Source organism: Thioalkalivibrio sp. ALgr3, from assembly GCF_000377325.1.
In the GTDB taxonomy this organism is placed as follows: Bacteria; Pseudomonadota; Gammaproteobacteria; order Ectothiorhodospirales; family Ectothiorhodospiraceae; genus Thioalkalivibrio.
The window spans coordinates 101,177-123,352 of record NZ_KB897981.1; the positions used below are offsets into that span (position 1 = coordinate 101,177).

Here is a 22,176-nt window from a genome sequence, read left to right on the forward strand (position 1 = left end):
TCAGTCGCCGGCGCCCTCCAGCATCTGCCGCAGGGCGGCCTCGCTGGCGGCCGCGCCGGTGCCGGTCACCGTTCCCTCGCCATCCAGGAACACCACGCTCACGTGATCGCGCTGATGCGGCATGAAGCCCATGTCATCGGGTCCCTCGGTCACCCCGGTGCGATAGGGGCGCTCCTGCATGCGCGGCATGACCACGTTCTCCAGCACGAACGGCGGCATGCCATGGGTATCGGCTACGTAGCGGATGCCGGCCTCCTCGATCGCCTCGGGCCCCATGTCCCCGAGGACATCATTGGTGATGTCGGCCGGGGCCATCTCCACGGTCATCAGCACCACGCGCGCATCGCCGGGCAGCTCCAGCGGCTCCCCGTGCTGGTCGTTGAGGGTGACGTCGGGGAAGGCGTCGCCCTCGGACAGATCGGCGGCCGCCGGCGCGGCGGCCAGCAGCAGACCCAGGCCGGCGGACAGGACGACGGTTTTCTTCAGGACGGACAGTGCTTGCATGACAGACTCCCGGTGACAGCGGATTGATCGGAGAAACGTCCCGGATGGTAACCGATCGCACCCGCGCACACTGCGAAACCGGGCACGTGCCCATCTTCGCGGGTGCACCGGACGGCGCATTTGCCTACACTGCCAGCCCGTTCCGCCGGCCTTTCCGCACGCACCGATGCTCCAGCCGATTTTCAAACTGCTGCGTCCGCACCAGTACATCAAGAACGGGTTCGTGTTCCTCGGACCGGTGTTCGCGCATGCCTGGGAGGGCGAGACCCTGCTGGCGGCCACGCTCGCGTTCCTCGCCTTCTGCGCGATGGCAAGCGCGGTATACGTGCTCAACGACATCCTCGACGTCGAAGCCGACCGCCGGCATCCGACCAAGTGCCGCCGCCCGCTGGCCAGCGGGGCCATCGGCATCCCGGCCGCGCGGGTCATCCTGAGCGTGCTGGTGGTGCTGGCACTGGCCCTGGGCCTGCTCGTCAGCGCCTGGGTCACCGGGCTGCTGGCGGGCTATCTGGTGCTGAACATCGCCTATTCGCTGGCGCTCAAGCATGTCGTCATCCTGGATGTGTTCAGCATCGCCGGCGGCTTCATGCTGCGCATCCTGGCCGGAACCCTGGGGCTGGGCATCGAACCCTCGCAGTGGCTGCTGCTGTGCGGCCTGATGCTGACCCTGTTCCTGGGCTTCGCCAAGCGCCGCTCGGAGCTGGCGGAAACCGCCGTGACCGCCGGCCCGGCGCCCGCGGACCCGGCACCCGAATCCCGAGACGACACCCGGGGCGACACGCGGGGCGACACCCGGCGCGTGCTGGACGACTATTCCACCGCGCTGCTGGACCAGTTCATCGCTATCAGCGCGGCCTGCACGGTGATCGCCTACGGGCTGTACACCGTCAGCCCGGAGGTCATCGCCCTGCACGGCACCGATGATCTGATCTATACCCTGCCGTTCGTGATCTACGGGATCTTCCGCTACCTGTTCCTGCTGCATTTTCGCGGGCGCGGCGGCGACACCTCGCGCGACCTGTTCACCGACGCCCATCTGCTGGTGACGGTGGTGGCCTGGCTGGGCGTGACCCTCGCGGTGCTGTCGTGAGCGGGAACCCGGTCCTGACCGGCTGGCGCCTGCGCGGACTGATCCTGTCGGTGATCGTGGCCGCCGCGGCGTATCTGGGCATCGCCATCTGGGCCGGTGCGGAAGAGGTCTGGCACGCGCTGGTGCAGGTCGGCCCGTTCGGCCTGCTGCTGGCGCTGTCGCTGTCGCTGGTCAACTACAGCCTGCGGTTCGCCCGCTGGCAGCTGTACCTGCGGGCGCTGGCCCATCGTGTCGCCGCACCCGCCAGCCTGCATATCTACCTGGCCGGCTTTGCCCTGACCACCACCCCGGGCAAGGCCGGCGAGGCCCTGCGCGGGGTGCTGCTCAAGCGCCGGGGTGTCCCCTATCCGGACAGCTTCGCGGCGTTCGTCAGCGAGCGCCTGTCGGATCTGGTCGCCGTCGTGCTGCTGACACTGCTGGGCCTGACCCTGGTGGCCCACGGCGAATCGCTGATCCTGGCCGGCGTCGCGGCCGTGGCCGCGGGCCTGCTGGTGCTGTCGCAACGCCGACCGCTGGAGGCCCTGCAACGCCACGCGGACCGCCCCGGCCGGCGGCTGTGGCGCGGCCTGCATCACGCCGCCACCATCCTGCTGCAGGCGCGGCGCTGCCACACCCCAAACCTGCTCGCCGGCGCCACCGTCCTGAGCGTGGTGGCCTGGAGCGCCGAGGCGCTGGCCTTCTGGTGGATCCTCAACGCGATGGGCTTCGAGGCCGGATTCGCGTTTGCCGCCTTCGTGTTCGCCCTCGCCATGCTGGCCGGCGCCCTGAGCTTCCTGCCCGGCGGGCTGGGCGGCACCGAGGCGGTGATGATCGGCCTGCTCCTGCTGCACGACATGCCGGCGGCGGATGCGGTGGCCGCGACCACGCTGATCCGCCTGACCACCCTGTGGTTCGCGGTGCTGCTGGGCCTGATCGCGCTGAGCACCAATCCCGAAGCCCGTGGCCGGGCACTCCCGGACGAGCACCATGCGTAGGCGTTCCATGCCCGACCCGAACAACACCACGTCACCTGTCACCCCGTCATTGCGAGCGCAGCGAAGCAATCTCGCGACCCAGTCGCACGATCCGAATCCCGGGCGGCCCTCGGCGATTGCCACGGCCCCTGCGGGGCCTCGCAATGACCAGGACGGAAAGGGCACCGGGAGACCGGCATGACGACCAGCGGCTGGAACCGCATCCCGCGGGTGCAACACGCCGCGCACAGCGCGCCGGCGTTCCGCCCGGACCGGCTGCCGGACGGGCCGCTGCTGGCCCACGGCATGGGGCGTTCCTATGGCGACTGCTGCCTCAACGCCGGCGGCCACCTGCTGCACACCCGCGGGCTGGACCGCTTCGTCGAGTTCGACACCGACACTGGAGTAGTCACCGCCGAGGCCGGGGTCACGCTGGACGAACTGCTGGAACTGAGCGTGCCGCGCGGCTGGTTCCCGCCGGTTGTCCCGGGGACCCGCTTCGTGACCCTGGGCGGCGCGGTGGCCAACGACGTGCACGGCAAGAACCATCACGTCGCCGGCAGCTTCGGTGCGCACGTGCAGCGCCTGACCCTGCACCGCAGCGATGCCGGCCGCGTCGAGGCCAGCCCCGAGCACAACCCGCGCTGGTTCGCCGCCACCATCGGCGGGCTGGGTCTGACCGGGCTGATCGAGACCGTGACCCTGCAGCTCGTGCCGGTGTCCTCGGCCTGGATGTCGGTATGGTCGGAACGCTTCCACAGCCTGGACGATTTCTGGGCCCTGGATGCCCGCGCGCGCCGCGAGTGGCCCTACACCGTCGCCTGGATCGACTGCCTGGCCGACGGGCACCGCCAGCCCGCCGGACGCGGGATCTATTCCGCCGGGCGCCACGCGGTCACCCCTCCCCCGCGCGCCCGCTTCCGCGAATCCCGGCGGCGGGTGCCGGTGGACCCGCCGTTCTCGCTGATCAACGGCCCCGGCCTGCGCGTGTTCAACGAGCTGTATTTCCGCCAGCCGCTGCGGCGCAGTCCGCATCCGGCGCATCATCGCGGCTGGCTGTTCCCGCTGGACGGGATCCGCGACTGGAACCGTATCTACGGCCGCCGGGGCTTCTACCAGTACCAGTGCGTGCTCCCCGAACGCACCGCGCGCGACGCCGTCGCCGAGCTGCTGCGCCAGATCGCGCGCAGCGGCCAGGGCTCGTTCCTCGCCGTGCTCAAGACCTTCGGCCGCCAGCCGCCGGCCGGGATGCTGTCGTTCCCGCGCCCCGGCACTACCCTGGCGCTGGATTTCCCCGATCGCGGGGCGGCGACCCATGCGCTGTTCGAGCGCCTCGACCGTGTGGTGCGCGAGGCGCACGGGGCGCTGTACCCGGCCAAGGACGCGCGCATGTCCGGCGCGATGTTCCGTGCCGGGTTTCCCGAATGGATCGAGTTCGCTAAGTTGACCGACCCTCAATTCTCCTCCAGCTTCTGGCGCCGGGTGACCGCATGAATCCGCTCAACCACGTCGTGATCTTCGGCGCGACCTCCGCCATCGCCACCGCCGTGGCCCGCCGCCTGGCCGCCGATGGCGCGCACCTGTTCTGTGTGGCGCGCAATGCCGAACGGCTGGAAAGCCTGCTGGCCGACCTGCGGGTGCGCGGCGACGACCCGGCCGGCGAGCGCATCCGCGGCCTGGCCGCCGATCCCGCCGACCCGGCCACCCACGCCGACACCTGGACCGCCGCCCGCGAGCACCTGGGCACGGTGGATGCCGCACTGCTGGCCTGGGGCAGCCTGCCCGATCCCGCCACCTGCCACGACTCGGTGGAGGCCACCCAGGAGGCACTGCGGATCAACGGCACCAGCGCCGTCGCCCTGCTCACCCGCATCGCCCCCGACTTCGAGGCGCAGGGCCATGGCGTGATCGGCGCCATCGGCTCGGTCGCCGGCGACCGCGGCCGCCAGAGCAACTACGTCTACGGCACCGCCAAGGGCATGCTGGCCACCTATCTTCAGGGCCTGCGCCACCGCCTCGCGCCGGCCGGGGTCGACGTGGTCACCCTCAAGCCGGGCTTCGTGACCACCCCGATGACCGAGGGCTTCGACCGCTCGGGACCGCTGTGGGCCTCGCCCGACAGCGTGGCCCGCGGCATCCTGCGCGCCCTGCGCCGGGGCCGCTCAGTGGCCTATCTGCCATGGTTCTGGCGGGTGATCATGACGATCATCCGCGCCATCCCCGACCCGCTGTTCCGGCATCTGCGGCTGTGAGCCTGCCCGCCGACGCCCCCTGGCCCGCCCGCCACTACCCGGCGGTGCTGCTCGCGGTGATCGCGCTGAAGGCGCTGATCGCCACGCTGCTGCCGATCACCGGCGACGAGGCCTATTTCCTGATCTGGGCCGCCCATCCGGATCTCGGCTACTACGACCACCCGCCGATGATCGGCTGGTGGCTGAGCGCAGTCACCGCAGTGTCCGAACACCCGCTGGTGATCCGCATCCCCGGCATCCTGGTCTCCGTGGCCCCGGCGCTGCTGATCCTCGCCCTGTGGCACCGGCACGACCCGGTGCGCGCCCGCCTGGTCTCGCTGCTGGCGCTGTTCATGCCGCTGCTGTTCATCGCCGTGCTGGTGGCCACCGACACCCCGCTGATCCTGTTCGGCCTGCTGGCCACCGGACTGGTGTGGTATGCGCTGCGGGAACCGCGCCCGGGCGTGGCGGCCCTGGCCTTCTTCCTCGGCGGCGTCGCGCTGGGGCTGGCGTTCCTGTCGAAATACTTCGCCGTGCTGCTGGGCGTGGCCATCGGCCTGCACATCGTGCTGTTCGCCCGCGGGCACTGGCGCGGCCTGCTGCTGATCATCCTCGGCGTACTGCCGGCGGTGGCCCTCAACCTGTACTGGAACTGGGACAACTGCTGGTACAACGTGATGTTCAACGTGGTGAACCGCCACGGCGGGGACGGCTTCGACCCCGGCGGCACCCTGACCTATGCCGCCCTGCTGGTGTACCTGTTCACGCCCTGGCTGCTGTGGTTCCTCGCGCGCCAGCGCCGGGCCGTGGTGCAGGGCGTGCGCGAACACCGCCTCGGGGTGTTCGTCTCCGCCGGGCTGATCCCACTGGGCCTGTTCGCCCTGCTCTCGCCGTTCGCCGGGATCGGGCTGCACTGGCTGGCAGTGTTCGCCCCGCTGCTGCTGGTGCCCGCGCTGTTCCTCACCACCCGCGCCCTGCGGATCTCGGTCTGGCTGTCCGGCCTGCTGGCCCTGCTGCACGCGCTGTTGCTGCTGGCCATCGCCACCCTGCCGGTGGACTGGCTGCGCGGCCACGGCGACCACGCCAGTGCGGTGTTCTACCTCGCGCCCGAGGAGGTGGCCGCGCTGACCGAGCCCTACGCCGACGCGGACCAGCCCGACGCAGACTGGCATTTCTTTACCCGCAGCTACTCGCGCTCGGCCATGCTGAGCCATTACTCCGGGCACTACTTCGGGGTCTTCGGAGAAGGCTCGCACTACGGCCGTCAGGACGACCTGATCACCGATTTCCGTGCCCTCGACGGCGAGGACTTCGTGTTCATCCCGCGCCGCGGCGAGGTCGACCGCGAAGACCTGGAACCGTTCTTCGACCGCGTCGAGATCCGCACCGGCGAGGCCGGCGGCATCCCCTGGCAGGTCGCCGAAGGCCACGGCTTCGACTACGCCACCTACCACGAGGACGTCCTGCGCCCGATCCTCGAACGCTACTACGACATCCCCGCCTGGCTCCCCGAGGGCCGCTGCGCCTTCCGCGAACGCTACGCCGACACCGCCGATCACTGACGTTGGGCCGTCCGATACAGGCCCGGGACACCCCCTCCATCCGGAGGGGGTGTCCCGGGCCACGTTCCGGCACACTGTTTCCAGCGCGCGATTTCCCCCTTCTTCCATGGGGCAGGATTTCGCGCGACACTGCCTTCGAACTGGTGGTTACCATCCGTCCGGAGGTTTGTCATGTCCGTCGTCCGAATTCATCCGCCCGGCGCGCATGCGCCCGGCCTTCTTGCCGCCCTGGTGGCCATGCTGCTGACCCTGCCCTTCAGTGCGACTGCTGCGGATCGCGGGGACTCCGCTCCGGGGTTCGATCCGGGAGCCGAACCCGAGGGCGAGGTGATTCTGCGGGTCGAGGGGGCCATCGAGCATGCGAACGACGGAGACCGGGCCCTGCTGGACCGGGCAATGCTGGACCGCCTCCCGGAGCGAGAACTGGAGACCTCCACGGTGGTCACCGACGGGGTCAACCACTTCGAGGGCTTTTTGATGCGCGACCTGCTGGAAGCCCTCGGTGCGGAGGGTGACGAGGTGGTGGCCACGGCCCTGAACGACTACATCGTCGACATCCCCATGGAAGACTTCCACGATTATGACGTGATCGTCGCCCATACCCGGGACGGCGAGGCCCTGACCCCGCGCGACAAGGGTCCGCTGTGGATCGTCTATCCACGCGACGATCACGCGGAGCTGGACGACATCCGCTACGACTACCGCTGGGTCTGGCAGCTGGAGCACCTGGAGGTGCGATGATCGCGCGCCCGGCCCGCGAGTCCGCACCCGAGCGGGGCCATGCCCCGGATCCCTCGGCCGTCCCCAGCCTGCGCCGTGTCTCGACGTATGTGCTGCCGGTGCTCGCGGTCCTTACCTTCGCGATCTTCCTGACGGTGTCGCTGATGCGCCTGCACGACGTGGAGCAGGACATGCGCAGCAACGTGGACGAGAACATGCTGTGGGTCACCGCCCAGGCGCAGGTCGCCAGTCACCGTCTGGACGAGGAAGTCCACCGACGGACCCTGGGGGACGCGGATGCCCGACCCGGCCTGCGTTACGACGTCCTCACCAGCCGCCTGGTCCTGCTGGATGCCGGGCCACAGCGGCGCTACGTCAAGGACATCGGGCTGGAAGAAACACTGGACGGCACCTTCGAGCGGCTGGAGCGCATCGAGCCGATGATCGACGACGTCGCCCCCGACAACGTCGAGGCGGCCCACGCGATCCATGCCGAACTCAAGCCCCTGATGTCGGCACTCAACCGCATCGCCAACGCGGTGATGATCGAGGAATGGGAGAGCACGGGGGAACGCCTGGATCAACACCGCGCCAGCCTGATCCAGGCCATTGTGATGATGATCGGCATCCTGGTCACCGGGATCCTGCTGACCGCCCTCCTGATGAATGCCCTGCGGCAGCGGCGCCACGCACAGGAGGCGCTGGCCGCACACCGCGACCGGCTGGAGATCGAGGTCCGCAACCGCACCCGCGACCTGGAAGCCGAGCGCCGGCGCGTGGTGGACGCCATCGACACCGCACCCGACGGCTTTGCCGCGTTCGATTCCGATGACCGCCTGATCCTGGTCAACCCGCAGTTCGCCAGCCTGCTGCCGCTGCCCGACGGGGCCCTGGACGAGGGGCAGACACTGGACACCCTGCTCGACCGTATCCGCGCCGTCACCCGGCCGGACACCGAACACGGCGACCCGGAGGAGATCACCGCGGACGACGGTGCGCAGTACGACCTGGAAGTCCCCGGTCGCGGCTGGGTGCAGATGACCCTGCGCCGCACCGATGACGGTGGCCAGGTGCTGCGTCTGGCCGACATCACCAGCTACAAGGACGCCGCGCGCAGTCTCGAGCATTCGCTGGAGCGCGAACGCGGCGTCAGCGAGTTCTACCGCAGCTTCGCGGCGATGGCCTCGCACCAGTTCCGCACCCCGCTGGCGATCATCGACTCGGGCCTGCAGCGCCTGCTGCGGCGCGGGGAGTCCATGGACCGCGAAACCCGCGAGGGGCGCTACCGTCAGCTGCGCGACACCGTCGCCCACATGACCCGTCTGATCGAGAACGCGCTGACCTCGGCCCGCCTCGAGGGCGGCCACGTATCGGCATCCACCCGTCCCTGCGACCTGCGCCCGCTGGTGGAGCAGGCGATCGAAACCCAGCGGCAGATCACCCCGGACAATCCGATGCATCTGAGCGTCACCCCGGATGGACCGGTCATGGCGCGCTGCGATCGCGCGCTGGTCGAGCAGATCCTCGCCAACCTGCTGTCGAATGCGGGAAAATACTCGCCCGAGACCGCGTCCATCGAGGTTGAGCTGCGCGCCGAACCGGAGAAGATCACCTGCCACGTCACGGACCACGGGATCGGCATCCCCGAGGAAGACCAGGCGCGCCTGTTCGACCGCTTCTTCCGTGCCCGCAATGCCGCCCGCCATACCGGCATCGGTCTGGGCCTGGGCATCGCCCGCCAGCTCGCGCGCACCCAGGGCGGCGACCTGACCGTCCGTTCCCGCGAAGGGGAAGGGTCTACATTCACGCTGGAACTCCCGCGAGGACAGGATCCGGATGAACCACAGCACACCGAATGATGCCGCCGTCCCGGCCGCACGCATCCTCTGCGCCGAGGATGAAGCCCTGCTGCGCCGGGACATCTGCGAAGAACTGAGCGAGGCGGGTCATGTCGCCATCGAGGCGGCCCACGGCGACGAGGCCCTGGAGCAGATCGACGCCGTACACCCCGACCTGATCCTGTGCGACATCAACATGCCGGGCATGAACGGCTACGAACTGCTGGCCGCGGTGCGCGAACGCGGCCCGGAACTGGCGGACACCCCGTTCGTGTTCCTCACCGCGCTGTCCGACCCGCGCGAGGTGGTCGATGGCAAGCGCGCGGGCGCCGACGACTATCTGGTCAAGCCGGTGGACTTCGACCTGCTGCTGGCGACCGTGGAGGCCCGCCTGCGCCAGGTGCGGCGCATGCGCCAGAAGAAAGAGGACGAGTTCGCCGAACTGCGCCGTACCCTCGGTGGACTCGGCCAGAGCCGGGATCAGGGACGCCGCAGCCTGGAGTTCGCGGCGCGCGCCCTGGATCCGGTCGCTCCCGGGGTCGTCCTGCTCGACCACGGCAACCGCGTGCTGCTGGCCAACCGCGCGGCGCGGCGCATGGCCGGCGACGCACTGACCTTGCAGGAAGGACGCCCGCCGGAGCCGGTACACACCGAGGATGACCGGCGCCTGCGCGAGGCCCTGCGCCGGGTCCTTGCCGAGGAACCGGCCGCCGATGACGCCATTGAATGCATGCGCCTGCCGCGCGATGGCCACCGGCGCGAACTCCTGGCGATGATCTATCCCCTGCCCGGGGGCAGCGATCCGGCCGGGCGGGAGGCCGGGGAGGAGGAACCCGCGGCCGTAATCCTCCTGTCCGACCCCGAGCGGCGCGCCCGCCTGCCGGAAGACGTCCTGGCCCGCCTGTTCGACCTGACCCCCACCGAGGCCCGTATCGCCCTGGCCCTGGCGGACGGCTGGCGCACCGCCGACATCGCCCGGCGCATGGACGTGTCGAATACCACCGTCACCTTCCACCTGCGCAACCTGTTCCAGAAGACCGACACCCACCGCCAGGCGGAACTGGTCGCCCTGGTGCTGGCCGGCTCCATGACCCTCGCCGTGGAATGAGCCCGGGCCGCCCCTTACTGGATGACGTAAAATCCTCTTAATCAATCAGGAGCCGTTGCATGTTATCGACCTCGCATCCTTCGTTGTTCTTTTCCTTTGTTCGCCCCGCGGTGCTGCTGTGCGCCCTTGCGCTGGCGCCGGCGATGGCCACGGGGCAGCAGGCCCAGCAGCCGGCCCCGGCGCAGGGCCAGGCGCCGCAGCCGGTACAGCAGGAACCGGAGGTGACCACCCACCAGGACTGGGAAAGCCTTTGCTGGGAACTGGATGACGGCGGCGAGTTCTGCCAGATGCAGCAGACCCTGCAGGTGGAGGACCAGGGCCAGCAGGGGCCGTATCTGCAGACCACGGTGCGGCGCGAGGGCGACCGACACGTGATGGAACTGCTGCTGCCGCTGGGCGTGGATCTGCGTCCGGGCATCGTCATGCAGGTCGACGAGGGCGAAGAACGCAATGCCGGCTTCGTCACCTGCATCCAGCAGGGCTGCGTGGCGGCCACCGAGCTGACCGACGAGATGCTGGCTGAACTGCGCGGGGGCCGCGAACTCAACGTGGGCTTCCGCCCGCTGCAGTCGGAACAGGTGCTGGTCTTTGACGTCTCCCTGATGGGCTTCACTGCGGCCAGTAATCGGCTCTGAGACGACCTTCTGGCGGTGCCGCCCTGCGCCGTTACAATGACGGCGTGAACGACACCCGCCAGTCCAGCTCGAACCCGCCCGTACGGCGCGCCCGCCGGCCCGGGTGGCTGCGTGCGCTGCTGGCGATGCTTGCCGCGGCCGCGCTGTGGGCGGTGCTGGCCGGGGGCGCAGCGCTGGCGCACCCGTTCGCCTGGCTCGCCATCGCGCTGACCGGGGGGGCCGTGCTCGCGCTGCCCGCGGGGCGCGCCCTGCGCCTGAACCCGACCGCCCTGCCCGGCCTGCTCGGTTTCTTCCTGCGCACCTCGGTGCAGGGCGGGGTCGATGTCGCCTGGCGGGCGGTACACCCGCGCCTGCCGCTGCAACCGGACTTCGAGGCGTATTTCGTGCAATTGCCGCACGGACCGCCGCTGACCCTGTTCATGTCCATGCTCAGCCTGCTGCCGGGCACCCTGGCGGTCCGCCTGGAGGGCCGCCGCATGACCCTGCACGTGCTGGACGGCCGCAGCGACAATGCAGCCACGCTGATGGAACTCGAGCGGCGCATCGCACGGCTCTACGGGCTCGACCCTGACTCTCCGGGGAGCGCCCGATGAACCTGCTGCTGGTCACCGCCGCCGGGTTCCTGCTGCTGACCATCCTGTTCGGGCTGATCCGCGTGCTGCGTGGCCCGGGCTCAGGTGATCGGATGCTCACTGCCCAGCTGTTCGGCACCTCGGGGGTCGGCATCCTGCTACTGCTCGGCTTTGCCCTGGACCAGTCGGCGCTGGTGGACGTGGCGCTGGTGTTCGCCCTGCTGGCGGTGGTGGCGGCCGTCGCGTTCGTGCGCCAGCACGGGCTGCCGGAGCCGGCGGGCACGCCGATGCACGAAACCCCGGTAGAAGAAGAGCCGCCGCACGACCCGGGGCATCACCCGGGGCATAACCCGACGGAGAAGACGCATGATCGCTGATCTGCTGACCGCCGGGCTGGTGCTCGCGGGGCTGGTGTTCTTCGGCGCCGGCACCCTGGGGCTGCTGCGCTTTCCCGATGTCTACACCCGCCTGCATGCCCTAACCAAGGCCGACAATCTCGGCCTGGGGCTGGTGGTGCTGGGGCTGATGCTGCAGGCCGACGGGCCGGCGATGATCCTCAAACTGGTGCTGATCTGGGTGCTGGTGCTCGCCGCCGGGGCCACCGCGGCGCACATGGTCGCCCAGCGGACCTGGACCCACGGCGAGTTCGAGCGGCGCGAATGAACGCGGCGCTGCTGGCGTTCGACCTGGCCCTGCTGGCCGGCCTGCTGGGAGTGGCCTGGCGCTGCCTGGCGAGCACCGACCTGTTCCGCGCGGTCGTGCTGTTCATCACCTTCGGCCTGCTGCTGGCGATCGCCTGGGTCCGCCTCGAGGCCCCGGACATCGCACTGGCCGAAGCGGCCATCGGGGCCGGCATCACCGGGGCGCTGCTGCTGGTCACGCTGGAACGGCTGAAGCACATCATGAACCCGCACCGCGGGGACGCGGGCCCGAGCCCGCCCCCGGATCCGGTGGCACCCGACACGGGCAACGCGGATGCGGAGGCCCACGATGCCCGCGACCCGGGTGCCGGCAATGTCGCGCTGAGCTGTGCCCCGACCCCGGCACGCGGACGCTGGAGCGCGGTCGCGGTGACCGTCGGCCTGGCCGGGCTGCTGATGGCGACCCTGGCCACGCAGGAACACGGCCCCGGCCTGCAACCCACGGTGGCCGCACACATGGAGGTCTCCGGCGTGGACCATGGCATCACCGCGGTGCTGCTGAACTTCCGCTCCTGGGACACCCTGCTGGAACTGGCCATGGTCCTGCTGGCCGGACTGGGCGCCTGGTCGCTGGGGCGCCATGACGCGCTGCCCGCGCGCCCGGCGCCGGGTCCGGTCCTGCCGGGAGCGGTGCGCCTGCTGCTGCCGGTGGCCATCGTCACCGGGGTCTACCTGCTGTGGGCCGGGAGCCATGCACCGGGCGGGGCCTTTCAGGCCGGCGCGGTGCTGGGCGCGGCGGGGATACTGATGAGCCTTGCGCGTCCGCACTCGCTGCCCGACCCGGACCCGCGCCTGCTGCGCATCGGCGTGACGGCCGGTGCCCTGCTGTTCCTCGCCATTGGGCTGTGGGGGCTGTTCGCCGGACCCGCGCTGCTGACCTGGCCGCGCGAGCTGGCCTACCCCCTGATCCTGATCATCGAGACCGGCGCGACGCTGTCCATCGCGCTGACCCTGGTCGCCCTGTTCATCGGCGGGCGCTCGCCGCGGGAGGACACATGATCGAATCCCTGGATCCCGGCACGCTGTACCCCTTCGGCGGCGCCGCGCTGTTCGCGCTGGGTCTGCACGGGCTGATCCGTCGCCGCCACCTGATCCTGCGCATCCTCGCGATCAATATCATGGGTTCCGGGGTGTTCATGGTGTTTCTCGGCATCGCCGCGCGCGGCGATGCCCCGCCCGACCCGGTGGCTCAGGCGCTGACTCTCACCGGGATCGTGGTGGCGGTCAGCGCGACCGCGTTCGCCCTCGCGCTGACGGTGCATCTGGCGCGCCTGACCGGGCATGCGGTGCTGCTCCCCGGGCCGCTGAAAACCCACCGCGGCGACCGTCCCGAAGACCCGTGAACGCGGCCACGCCCGAGTCCCTGGTGTTCGCCACCGGGGCCCTGGCGGCGGTCTCGCTGGGGCTGCCGCTGATCGCCTCCGCCTGGGCGTGGCAGGCCCGGCGCATCGGGCTGCTGGGTCTGCCGCTGGCGATCCTCGGGCTGCTGGCGACCCTCGGGCTGTTCCTCGACGCCGTGCCGGAAATGGATGGCCCCGCAGTGCGGGTCGGGCTGGGCGGCTGGGAGGCCCCCCTGGGCGTCACCCTGCACCTCGACGGGCTGGCGCTGGCGATGCTGCTGCTGAACGCGCTGGTGGCCCTCGCCGGCAGCCTGTACGCCCGCGGCTACATCCACTCGGCCGCCGGAGAACGCCAGTTCTGGCCGCTGTGGCTGTGGCTGTGGGGCGGGCTCAACCTGCTGGTGCTGTCGGGTGATGCCTTCAACCTGTACATCACCCTGGAGATCGCCAGCCTGTCCGCGGTGGCGCTGGTGGCCCTTACCGGCGATACCGACGCGGTGACCGGCGCGATGCGCTACCTGCTGATCAACCTGCTCGGCTCGCTGTCGTTCCTGCTGGGGGCCGCGCTGCTGTACGGCGAGTTCGGCGTGCTGGACCTGACGCTGCTGGGCGAGCTGGCCGGAGACGGCCCCACCGAACGCATGGCCGCCGCGCTGATGCTGGGCGGACTCCTGATGAAGGCCGCGGTGTTTCCGCTGCACGTGTGGCTGGCCACCGCGCATGCCAGCGCGCCCGCGCCGGTCAGCGGCATGCTGTCGGGCATGGTGGTGGCGATGTTCTACCTGATCCTGCGGCTGTGGCTGCTGATCTTCGCGCCGCTGGGCACCCCCGCGCTGGCCGTGCTGCTGGGACTGCTGGGCAGCGCGGCTCTCCTCTGGGGCTCGCTGCAGGCACTGCGCGCGCCCCGACTCAAGATCGTGGCGGCCTACTCCACGGTGGCGCAGATGGGCTACATCGCGCTGGCCTTCCCCATCCTGATCCTGCAGCCGGCGGCCTGGCCGGTGGTGGTGTTCTTCGCCTTCGCCCACGGTCTGGCCAAGGCCGCGGTGCTGATGGGCGCCGGAACGCTCCAGAAGGCTGCGGGACACGACCGGATGAATGCCCTGGGACCGGTGCTGCGGGCGCGCGGGCGCACGGTGTTCGCCCTGGGCCTGGGCGGCATCTCGCTGATGGGGCTGCCGCTGACCGGCGGCTTCCTGGCCAAGTATCTGCTGCTGGAAGCGGGGCTGCACGGCGCGGCGGAGACCACCGCCATCATGCAGATCTGGACCGCGCTGTGGGTGGTGATGGTCGCGCTGGGTTCCCTGCTGGCCACTGCGTACATCCTGCGCATGGTGGCACCGGCTTTCGCCCGCGGTGAGCGTGATCCGGGCGTCCCGGTCTCCGCCGGCATGGAATGGATGCCGCTGGCACTGGCCGTCGGCGCGGCGGCCATGGGCCTGGCCGGGGCACCGCTGATGCACCTGCTGGAGCACACGGCGGGGGTATCATGAACGCCGACGGCGGCCTGCTCCTGCTCGCGATCCTCGCCAGCTCGCTGGTACCGGGACTGCTGATCTTCTTCCTGCCGGAAGAACGCCACGGGCTGCGCACCCTGCTGAACCTGAGCGCGGCGGGGATCAAGCTCGTACTGGTCGGGGTGCTGCTCCTCGGGGTGCAGCGGGGCGAGACCTTCGAATTCGGGCTGACATTGCTGCCGGGCGTGGATTTCGTGCTCGCGGCCGACGCCCTGTCACTGCTGTTCGCGACCCTGTCCTCGATCCTGTGGTTCGTGACCACCCTGTATGCGATCGGCTATCTGGAGGGATCGCCGAGGCGCAGCCGCTTCTTCGGCTTCTTCTCGCTGTGCGTGAGCGCGACCGTCGGCATCGCCCTGTCCGGCAACCTGATCACCTTCGTGATCTTCTACGAGATCCTGACCCTGGCCACCTGGCCGCTGGTGGTCCACCGCGGCACCCCGGAGGCGCTGCGCGCGGGACGGCTGTATCTCGCCTACACCATCACCAGCGGGCTGGTGCTGCTGGTCGCGGTGATCGCGCTGAACCTGCTGGCGGGTTCGCAGCCATTCGAGTCGGGAGGGTACCTCCGGCATCTGTCGCCGGACACGCATGGCCTTCTGCAGGTCATCGGTCTGGCCCTGATCGCCGGCTTCGCGGTGAAGGCGGCGCTGATCCCGCTGCATTCCTGGCTGCCGCGGGCGATGGTCGCGCCGGCCCCGGTCAGCGCCCTGCTGCACGCGGTGGCGGTGGTCAAGGCGGGGGCCTTCGGTCTCGTGCGCACCCTGAACGACGTGTTCGGCCTGGAGCTGGCCGCAACCCTGCACCTGACCGACGTGCTGCTGGTGCTGGCCGCGCTGACCATCCTCTACGGGTCCATCCAGGCCCTGCGTGCCCACGACATCAAGCAGCGGCTGGCCTTCTCCACGGTCAGCCAGGTCTCCTACATCGCACTGGGCGTGGCGCTGGCCGGGCCGCTGGGCGTGATCGGCGGGCTGGTGCATCTGGTGCACCAGGGCCTGACCAAGATCACGCTGTTCTTCTGTGCCGGCAACTTCGCCGAGACCCTGGGCATCCACGAGATCCGCGAGATGCGCGGGGTCGGGCGCCGCATGCCGCTGACCATGGCGGCGTTCACGGTCGGCGGGCTGGGCATGATCGGGCTGCCGCCGCTGGCCGGGTTCATCTCCAAGTGGTATCTGGGCCTCGGCGCGCTGGAGGGCGATGCGGCGTGGATCCTGGGCGTGCTGGCGCTGAGCAGCCTGCTCAACGCGGCCTACTTCCTGCCGCCCATCATCGCCGGCTGGATGGCCGAGCCGGAGGTGACCCGACCGCCGGCGCACAAGACCCGCTTCGAGGCCCACTGGATGCTGCTGTTCCCGACCCTGTTCGTGGCGGTGCTGGCGCTGCTGCCGGGGCTGCTGGCCGGGCTGGAACTGAGCCCGCTGGGCTGGGTGGAGCTGATCGTGGAACGCGGCTACGTGCTGGTGCCAGCCGGTGACATGGACAACGGCACGGGGGTGACGCCATGAACGCGTTCATCCTGCTCGGGGTGCCGCTGCTTCCGCTGCTGCTGGCCGCGGCGCTGTCGCTGCGGCCGGGCCGCGCGCCACTGCGTCTGGTGCCCTGGGCCGCGCTGCCCGCCCTGCTGCTGGCCGCGCTGGGCCCGGAGGGCAAGCAGGCCTCGCTACCGTGGCTGCTGACCGGGGTGGAGCTCGGGCTGGACCCGATCGGCCGGGTTTTCCTCGCGCTGACTGCCGGGCTGTGGCTGGCGGCCGGACTGCACGCGCTGCACGAACGCGGCGAGGATCCCGCGCGGCGGCGCTTCTTCGTGTTCCTCCTGCTGTCGATGGTGGGCAACCTGGGCCTGATCCTCGCGCAGGACGCCGCGTCGTTCTACCTGTTCTTCTCGCTGATGAGCCTGTCGGCCTGGGGTCTGGTGGTGCACAAGCGCAGCACCGAGGCGTGGATGGCCGCACGGCTGTATCTGGTCCTGTCGGTGCTGGGCGAGATCGCGCTGTTCGCCGGTCTGATGCTCGCCATCCATCAGGCGGATGGCGAGACCGCACTGGCGGCCATCGCCGCGGCACGACCCGAGGGCGCGGCGATGGTGCTGCTGGTGCTGGGCCTGGGCATCAAGGCCGGCATGCTCGGGGTCCACTTCTGGCTGCCACTGGCCCATCCGGCCGCACCGATCCCCGCCAGCGCGGTGCTTTCAGGAGCCATGATCAAGGCCGGGCTGCTGGGCTGGCTGCGCCTGCTGCCGCTGGACGCCGCCGGCCACGCGGTGCTCGGCGAGGTGCTGATCGGGCTGGGGCTGGCGGCGGCCTTTCTGGGGGCACTGGCAGGGGTCTTCCAGGCGCGCCCCAAGACCATCCTGGCCTACTCCTCCATCAGCCAGATGGGCCTGATGACCACCGGGGTCGGCCTCGCGCTGCTGCTGCCCGCGATGCGCGAACCGCTGCTATTCGCGGTGGCGATGTACGCCCTGCACCACGGACTGGCCAAGGGTTCGCTGTTCCTCGCGATGGATGTCGCCGGACAGCTCCCCCGCTCGAAGCGGTACCGCTACGCGGTGCTCGGCCTGATCGCCCTGCCGGGCTTCTCCCTGGCCGGGCTGCCGTTCACCAGCGGGGCACTGGCCAAGGACCTGCTGAAAGCGCCGCTGGCCGCAAACGGCACGGGGCTGGTCTACACCCTGCTGACCCTGGCGGCCATCGGGACTACCCTGCTGGTGCTGCGTTTCCTGTGGCGCCTGCGCCAGGATCTGGCGCTGACGACACGCCCGCTGCCAACGGGGCGCTGGCTGCCCTGGGCGCTGCTTGCGGCGATGTCCCTGATCCTGCCCGCAGTGGCCGCACTGACGGCCCTGGCCTCGCCCGAGGTACCGCTCCCCGAGCTCGCGACTGTTTCCCTGCTGTGGCCCGTCCTGGCCGGGCTGGCCCTGGGCGCACTGGGGGGCGTCGTTCTGCGCGAATGGATGGCCCGTCACGTCCCGGAAGGGGACGTGGCGATCCTGGCGAATGTGCTGATCCATGCAGCGCAGGGCCTGCATGCCCGGGTCAGTCCGCTGCGCGAGATTCGCCTCCACCCGCGCCTGCGGGCCCGGTTGCGCCGGGCGCAAAGGATCGCCCGGCATGAGCTGGAATGGGCCGAACGACGCATGACCCGCTGGGGACGTCTGGCGTTTCTGTTCGCTCTGTCGTTACTGGGGCTGTACACGGCCATGGCGTTCCCGCCCTGACCGGTGCCGCACGGGGCTGCGCCCCGGTCAGCGGCGCACGAACTCCGCGATCAGGTCGGCGGCATCGTCGGCGAAGAAATCGCGGAAGAAGTGCCCGGCACCGGGCACCGTATCCACGCGGATTTGACCATCATCCTCCAGCGCCGCCATGCGTTCGGGCAGATCCGGCACCACGTCGTCTTCCTCGCCGATGATCACCTGGGTCTCGGTCGCGATGCCGTCGATCACGCTCGGCGTGTCGTGCTGCGGGCCGGGCTCGTAGTAGCCGATGAATGCCCGCGGCGCGACCTCCAGCGCCTCGCACTGCAGGAAGCGGTGATCCTCCAGCATGCCCCCGTTCGCTCCGGCCTTTTCGCGCGCGGCTTCCAGGGCCTCGTCCAGCTTGGTGCCGGTCTGCTCGAGGAACTGCTCTGCGGTTTCATCGGCGTCGAAAGTGGCCGGCGCCAGCAGGGTCAGCCCGGCGATGTTGTCCGGTTCCCGCTCGGTTAGATAACGCGCGATCTGATTGCCGCCGCGGGAGTGCCCCATCAGGGTGACCGGTCCGTAACCCTGGCCGGCCAGCCAGTCCTGCCACGCCCCCAGTTCGTCCATGTGTTCCTCGGGACCATGGGTCACCGGGGCGTCACATTCGAACATCCCCTCGCGCTCGTCGATGCCGAAGCTGAGATTGATCGACAGGGTGTTGAGTCCGTGCTGTTCGGCCAGCAGGTCCTGCACCGCGGTCATCACCTCCATGCGCCCGTGGGCCAGGGTGCCGTGCAGCATCAGCACCACGCCGTCCTCCGGCGCGGCGCCGCTGCCCTCGACGAAATGCCCCACCAGGTTCAGGCCGTCGTGTTCCAGGGTCACGCGTTCGGCGGCGGCAGCCGGGAGGGAAAGACCGATGGCAACGGCCAGTGCGGTCAGGGTCGAAGGTACATTCTTGCGCATGCGTACGGCCTCCATGGGTCGAACGGGATGGTCGGGAAACACGGGGCGCAGGGCCTTTGCAGGAAGACCGCGTGAACCATGCAAATATTCCGTGCAATGTTGGCCACGAAGTATTGACCCCGGGGGTAAAGCGCGGATACTGGAATCCAGGGTTCCCTGCGGGGAATTGCAGTAACCTCGGCGGGCGGATGCAGGGCTGTTGGACATCCACCGCGGTTGGGCGGACGACCAGGGTGGCCGTTCGCGGGCAACAATCGCGCACTTCCGACAGCATTGAGGCACGTCATGCCGCGTTCCCGCGAATTCGAACCGCTGACTTTCCCGCAGCGGGGTCTGATTCTTTTCTACCTGGCGGTTGCCGCCTTCTACCTGATCTGGCGTTTCACCACGCTCAACCCCGAAGCCCTGACCTTCTCCTGGCTGGTCTACGGCGCCGAGATCTACGGTGTGCTGACCATGGTCATGCACGTGATCATGAACTGGCGTCTGACCGTGCGAACGCCACCCCCCGCGCCGGAAGGGCTCAAGGTGGACGTGTTCGTCCCGACCTACAACGAGCCCGAGGCCGTTGTCCGGCGCACCCTGCTGGCCTGCGTGCGCATGGATTACCCGCACGAGACCTGGTTGCTGGACGACAGCAACCGACCGGAGATGAAGACCCTGGCGGAGCGCCTGGGCTGTCGCTATCTCGCGCGCGAAAGCCGCGAAGATGCCAAGGCCGGCAACCTGAACAATGCCCTGGCCCACGCGCAGGGCGACTTCGTCGCGATCTTCGACGCCGACCATGCACCGCACCGTCACTTCCTCACCAACACCCTGGGGTACTTCACCGACGAGGACGTGGCCTTCGTCCAGACCCCGCAGGACTTCTACAATCTGGATTCGTACCAGCACCGCCTGGACCCCGACCGCAAGCAGCTGTGGACCGAACAGTCCCTGTTCTTCCGCGTCATCCTGCGCGGGAAGGACTACTGGAATGCAGCGTTTTTCTGTGGCAGCTGCGCCATCGCCCGCCGTCGCTGCCTGGACGAGATCGGCGGCTTTGCCACCGGCACGGTCACCGAGGACCTGCACACCTCGATCCGGCTGCACGAACGGGGCTACCGCTCGATCTATCACGCGGAGCCGCTGGCCTTCGGCATCGCGGCCATCGACCCGGAAGGCTTCCTCAAACAGCGCCTGCGCTGGGGCCAGGGCGCCATGCAGGTGTGGCGTCAGGAGCGGGTGCTGACCAACCCGGGCCTGACCTGGCCGCAGCGCATGAACTACTTCGCCAGCATGCTCACCTATTTTGACGGCTGGCAGCGCCTGATCTTCTACACCATCCCGGCGATCGTTCTGGTCACCGGCGTGCTGCCCATCAGCGTGACCGTGACGCAGTTCCTGATGGTGTTCATCCCGTACATGCTGCTGAGTTTCTGGGCCTTCGAGGAACTGACCCGCGGGTACGGTCGCACGACCATCATCGAGCAGTACAACTTCGCCCGCTTCGCGATCTTCGCCCGCGCGACACTCGGGCTGTTCCGCCGGCACCTTGCCTTCCGCGTGACGCCCAAGAGCCGGCATACGGGGAACGATCGCCCGCAGCCGCTGCGGGCACAATGGTTCATCCTGGCCTTCAACGCGCTCGCGATCCCGACCGGCATCGCGCTGTACCTGGCGTACGGGCACCTGCCGGGTGACGCCCTGATCGCCAACGTGCTGTGGGCCGGCGTGCTGATCCTGATCGCCGTGGCATTGTTCCGCTACACCGCGCGCAACGAGCGTTTCCGTCGCGCCGACTACCGCTTTCCGATCCCGGTGGCGATGTCGGTCTCCGCCCCGGACCGGGCCCCGCGTCTGCTGACCGTGGACGACCTGTCACCCGGCGGCTGCCGCGCCTACGGGGCACTGCCCCCCGGCACCGACGAGGACACCCCGCTCGAGGTCAACCTGCACCTGCCGGGCGGCCCGCTGGCGCTGACCGCACGGGTACGGTTCTCTCGCACCGAGACCGCCCCCGACGGCGAACACTACAGCCGGGTCCACGGCTTGCATTTCGAGGCACCGGACGAGACGGCACACCAGCGCCTGGAAGCCTTCCTGCATGGCAACGACCTGCAGTGGCACGTACAGGGCTACAGCGAGCAGGCCCGCACCCCGCTGATGCGCCTGGCCGAGCGCCGCGACGCAACACGAACGCCGGTGGCCGAGTTCGCCCGCCACCTGGCCGCGGTGCATTACTGGACGGCCTGTACCTGTCGGTTCCCGGTGCAGTACGACACGGAGGCCTTCTACGGCGTGGTCACCGTGAACCCCGCGCCGGGGGCCGACCCGTACCTGCTGGTCAACCGCCCCCTGATCGCGGGCGGTGCCATCGAGATCCATACGCGCCCGTACCAGACCGGAGCCGCCATACTGCGGGCCACCATCGGGCCTTCGCGCCTGCTGGCCACCGCCGAGGGCCCGGTTCACCTCTATCAGCTCCAGACCGAAAAGGAAGCCACTCCATGCCCGCAACCCGCCGAAACCAGCGCCGTCTCGGCCTGACCGGGGCCGCTGCCCTGGTCCTCCCGCTGGCCATTTTCGCCCTGCCCGTACGGGCCGACTGGCTGGGTCTGGCCGGCGTGGAGGGCCTGTTCGACGGCGGCTATGCGTATACCGCGGCGATCATTCCCAACGACGGCGAGCTCGGCAACGGCTGGGCTCAGCGCTATCGCGTGGACTATTCGCAGTACGAATACCCCGACAACGACACGACCGTGAAAGGCCGGGCCACCGGGGCCTCGGCCGCGCTGGGCTACCAGTTCCCGGTACAGGATGGCTGGCTCAGTACCTATGTCGGGGCGGCCTGGTACCACACCCGACTGGACCCCGAGCCCGATGACAGCGACGTGGTCGGCGGACGGCTGCGCGCGGTCCTGGACATGGATGCCGGGCGCATCATCGACGAGCGCTGGATCGTCACCGGCGGGGTCAGCATCACCCCGGCCGACCGTGCCTACTGGACCCGCGGCCGGGCGATGCGACGGCTGGGCGACAGCCGCTACTACCTCGGGCCGGAGGTGCTGTTCCACGGGGACCGCGACTACGACGCCGTCCATCGCGGACTGGCCCTGCAGATGCGCGAGGTCCGCCCCGGCCTCGACATGGTCGTGAAGACCGGACACAAGCAGATCCGCGACGGTGGCGATTCCGGGGGTTACCTCGGGCTTGAACTGGTGCGTCACTTCCGCTGACCCGGCCGGCCCGGCACGGGTGACATCCCGCCCG

The 22,176-nt window shown here is 69.8% G+C and carries 21 protein-coding genes; 19 read left to right on the top strand and 2 right to left on the bottom strand.

What is annotated here, in order from left to right:
* Positions 1–504, bottom strand: a complete 504-nt coding sequence (locus C998_RS0108685; protein WP_018870472.1) for a hypothetical protein — start codon at positions 502–504, stop codon at positions 1–3.
* Between the two features lie 166 nt (positions 505–670).
* Here C998_RS0108685 and C998_RS0108690 point away from each other — a divergent pair, with 166 nt between their 5' ends.
* From C998_RS0108690 to C998_RS0108770, 17 genes are all read left to right on the top strand, one after another.
* Positions 671–1,594 (top strand): UbiA prenyltransferase family protein, encoded by a 924-nt coding sequence (locus C998_RS0108690; RefSeq protein ID WP_018870473.1) that lies wholly within the window; start codon positions 671–673, stop codon positions 1,592–1,594.
* The gene (locus C998_RS0108695; protein WP_018870474.1) at positions 1,591–2,568 is read left to right on the top strand and encodes a lysylphosphatidylglycerol synthase transmembrane domain-containing protein; all 978 of its coding nucleotides are present in this window, start codon (positions 1,591–1,593) and stop codon (positions 2,566–2,568) included. Before C998_RS0108690 ends, C998_RS0108695 begins: the two co-directional genes overlap by 4 nt.
* A gap of 177 nt (positions 2,569–2,745) precedes the next feature.
* Complete coding sequence (locus C998_RS0108700; RefSeq protein WP_018870475.1) at positions 2,746–4,041, top strand: FAD-binding oxidoreductase; 1,296 nt, start codon at positions 2,746–2,748, stop codon at positions 4,039–4,041.
* A complete protein-coding gene (locus C998_RS0108705) occupies positions 4,038–4,799 on the top strand; it encodes an SDR family oxidoreductase (RefSeq protein ID WP_018870476.1) in 762 nt (253 codons plus the stop codon). The genes C998_RS0108700 and C998_RS0108705 overlap by 4 nt, the downstream gene beginning before the upstream one ends.
* On the top strand, positions 4,796–6,340 hold the full coding sequence (locus tag C998_RS0108710) for a glycosyltransferase family 39 protein (RefSeq protein ID WP_018870477.1): 1,545 nt from the start codon (positions 4,796–4,798) through the stop codon (positions 6,338–6,340). Before C998_RS0108705 ends, C998_RS0108710 begins: the two co-directional genes overlap by 4 nt.
* Positions 6,341–6,511: 171 nt before the next feature.
* On the top strand, positions 6,512–7,081 hold the full coding sequence (locus C998_RS0108715) for a molybdopterin-dependent oxidoreductase (protein WP_018870478.1): 570 nt from the start codon (positions 6,512–6,514) through the stop codon (positions 7,079–7,081).
* On the top strand, positions 7,078–8,919 hold the full coding sequence (locus tag C998_RS0108720; RefSeq protein ID WP_018870479.1) for a PAS domain-containing sensor histidine kinase: 1,842 nt from the start codon (positions 7,078–7,080) through the stop codon (positions 8,917–8,919). The genes C998_RS0108715 and C998_RS0108720 overlap by 4 nt, the downstream gene beginning before the upstream one ends.
* Positions 8,897–10,006: a response regulator gene (locus tag C998_RS0108725; RefSeq protein WP_018870480.1), complete on the top strand. Its 1,110-nt coding sequence runs from the start codon at positions 8,897–8,899 to the stop codon at positions 10,004–10,006. The genes C998_RS0108720 and C998_RS0108725 overlap by 23 nt, the downstream gene beginning before the upstream one ends.
* Positions 10,007–10,065: 59 nt before the next feature.
* Positions 10,066–10,641 carry an invasion associated locus B family protein gene (locus C998_RS0108730; protein ID WP_231364971.1) on the top strand — a complete coding sequence of 192 codons (576 nt, stop codon included), beginning with the start codon at positions 10,066–10,068 and terminating at the stop codon, positions 10,639–10,641.
* A 44-nt stretch (positions 10,642–10,685) separates the two neighbouring features.
* Positions 10,686–11,234: a Na+/H+ antiporter subunit E gene (locus C998_RS0108735; RefSeq protein WP_018870482.1), complete on the top strand. Its 549-nt coding sequence runs from the start codon at positions 10,686–10,688 to the stop codon at positions 11,232–11,234.
* A complete protein-coding gene (locus tag C998_RS0108740) occupies positions 11,231–11,590 on the top strand; it encodes a monovalent cation/H+ antiporter complex subunit F (RefSeq protein WP_018870483.1) in 360 nt (119 codons plus the stop codon). Before C998_RS0108735 ends, C998_RS0108740 begins: the two co-directional genes overlap by 4 nt.
* Positions 11,580–11,876 (top strand): monovalent cation/H(+) antiporter subunit G, encoded by a 297-nt coding sequence (locus tag C998_RS0108745; RefSeq protein ID WP_018870484.1) that lies wholly within the window; start codon positions 11,580–11,582, stop codon positions 11,874–11,876. The genes C998_RS0108740 and C998_RS0108745 overlap by 11 nt, the downstream gene beginning before the upstream one ends.
* Positions 11,873–12,913: a hydrogenase subunit MbhD domain-containing protein gene (locus C998_RS0108750; protein WP_018870485.1), complete on the top strand. Its 1,041-nt coding sequence runs from the start codon at positions 11,873–11,875 to the stop codon at positions 12,911–12,913. Before C998_RS0108745 ends, C998_RS0108750 begins: the two co-directional genes overlap by 4 nt.
* Positions 12,910–13,257, top strand: a complete 348-nt coding sequence (locus C998_RS0108755) for an NADH-quinone oxidoreductase subunit K (protein ID WP_018870486.1) — start codon at positions 12,910–12,912, stop codon at positions 13,255–13,257. The genes C998_RS0108750 and C998_RS0108755 overlap by 4 nt, the downstream gene beginning before the upstream one ends.
* Entirely contained in the window at positions 13,254–14,747 is a 1,494-nt protein-coding gene (locus C998_RS0108760) for a complex I subunit 5 family protein (RefSeq protein ID WP_018870487.1), read from the top strand. The genes C998_RS0108755 and C998_RS0108760 overlap by 4 nt, the downstream gene beginning before the upstream one ends.
* The gene (locus tag C998_RS0108765) at positions 14,744–16,282 is read left to right on the top strand and encodes a complex I subunit 5 family protein (RefSeq protein ID WP_018870488.1); all 1,539 of its coding nucleotides are present in this window, start codon (positions 14,744–14,746) and stop codon (positions 16,280–16,282) included. The genes C998_RS0108760 and C998_RS0108765 overlap by 4 nt, the downstream gene beginning before the upstream one ends.
* Entirely contained in the window at positions 16,279–17,994 is a 1,716-nt protein-coding gene (locus tag C998_RS0108770) for a complex I subunit 5 family protein (protein WP_018870489.1), read from the top strand. The genes C998_RS0108765 and C998_RS0108770 overlap by 4 nt, the downstream gene beginning before the upstream one ends.
* 27 nt (positions 17,995–18,021) lie before the next feature.
* On the opposite strand, the gene C998_RS0108775 is transcribed toward C998_RS0108770, so the two are convergent.
* Positions 18,022–18,924 carry an alpha/beta fold hydrolase gene (locus tag C998_RS0108775; protein ID WP_018870490.1) on the bottom strand — a complete coding sequence of 301 codons (903 nt, stop codon included), beginning with the start codon at positions 18,922–18,924 and terminating at the stop codon, positions 18,022–18,024.
* A gap of 285 nt (positions 18,925–19,209) precedes the next feature.
* On the opposite strand from C998_RS0108775, the gene C998_RS0108780 reads away from it, so the two are divergent.
* Positions 19,210–21,453, top strand: a complete 2,244-nt coding sequence (locus C998_RS0108780) for a glycosyltransferase (protein ID WP_018870491.1) — start codon at positions 19,210–19,212, stop codon at positions 21,451–21,453.
* A complete protein-coding gene (gene bcsS / locus C998_RS0108785; protein ID WP_018870492.1) occupies positions 21,414–22,142 on the top strand; it encodes a cellulose biosynthesis protein BcsS in 729 nt (242 codons plus the stop codon). Before C998_RS0108780 ends, bcsS begins: the two co-directional genes overlap by 40 nt.
* The last annotated feature ends 34 nt before the right edge of the window (positions 22,143–22,176 follow it).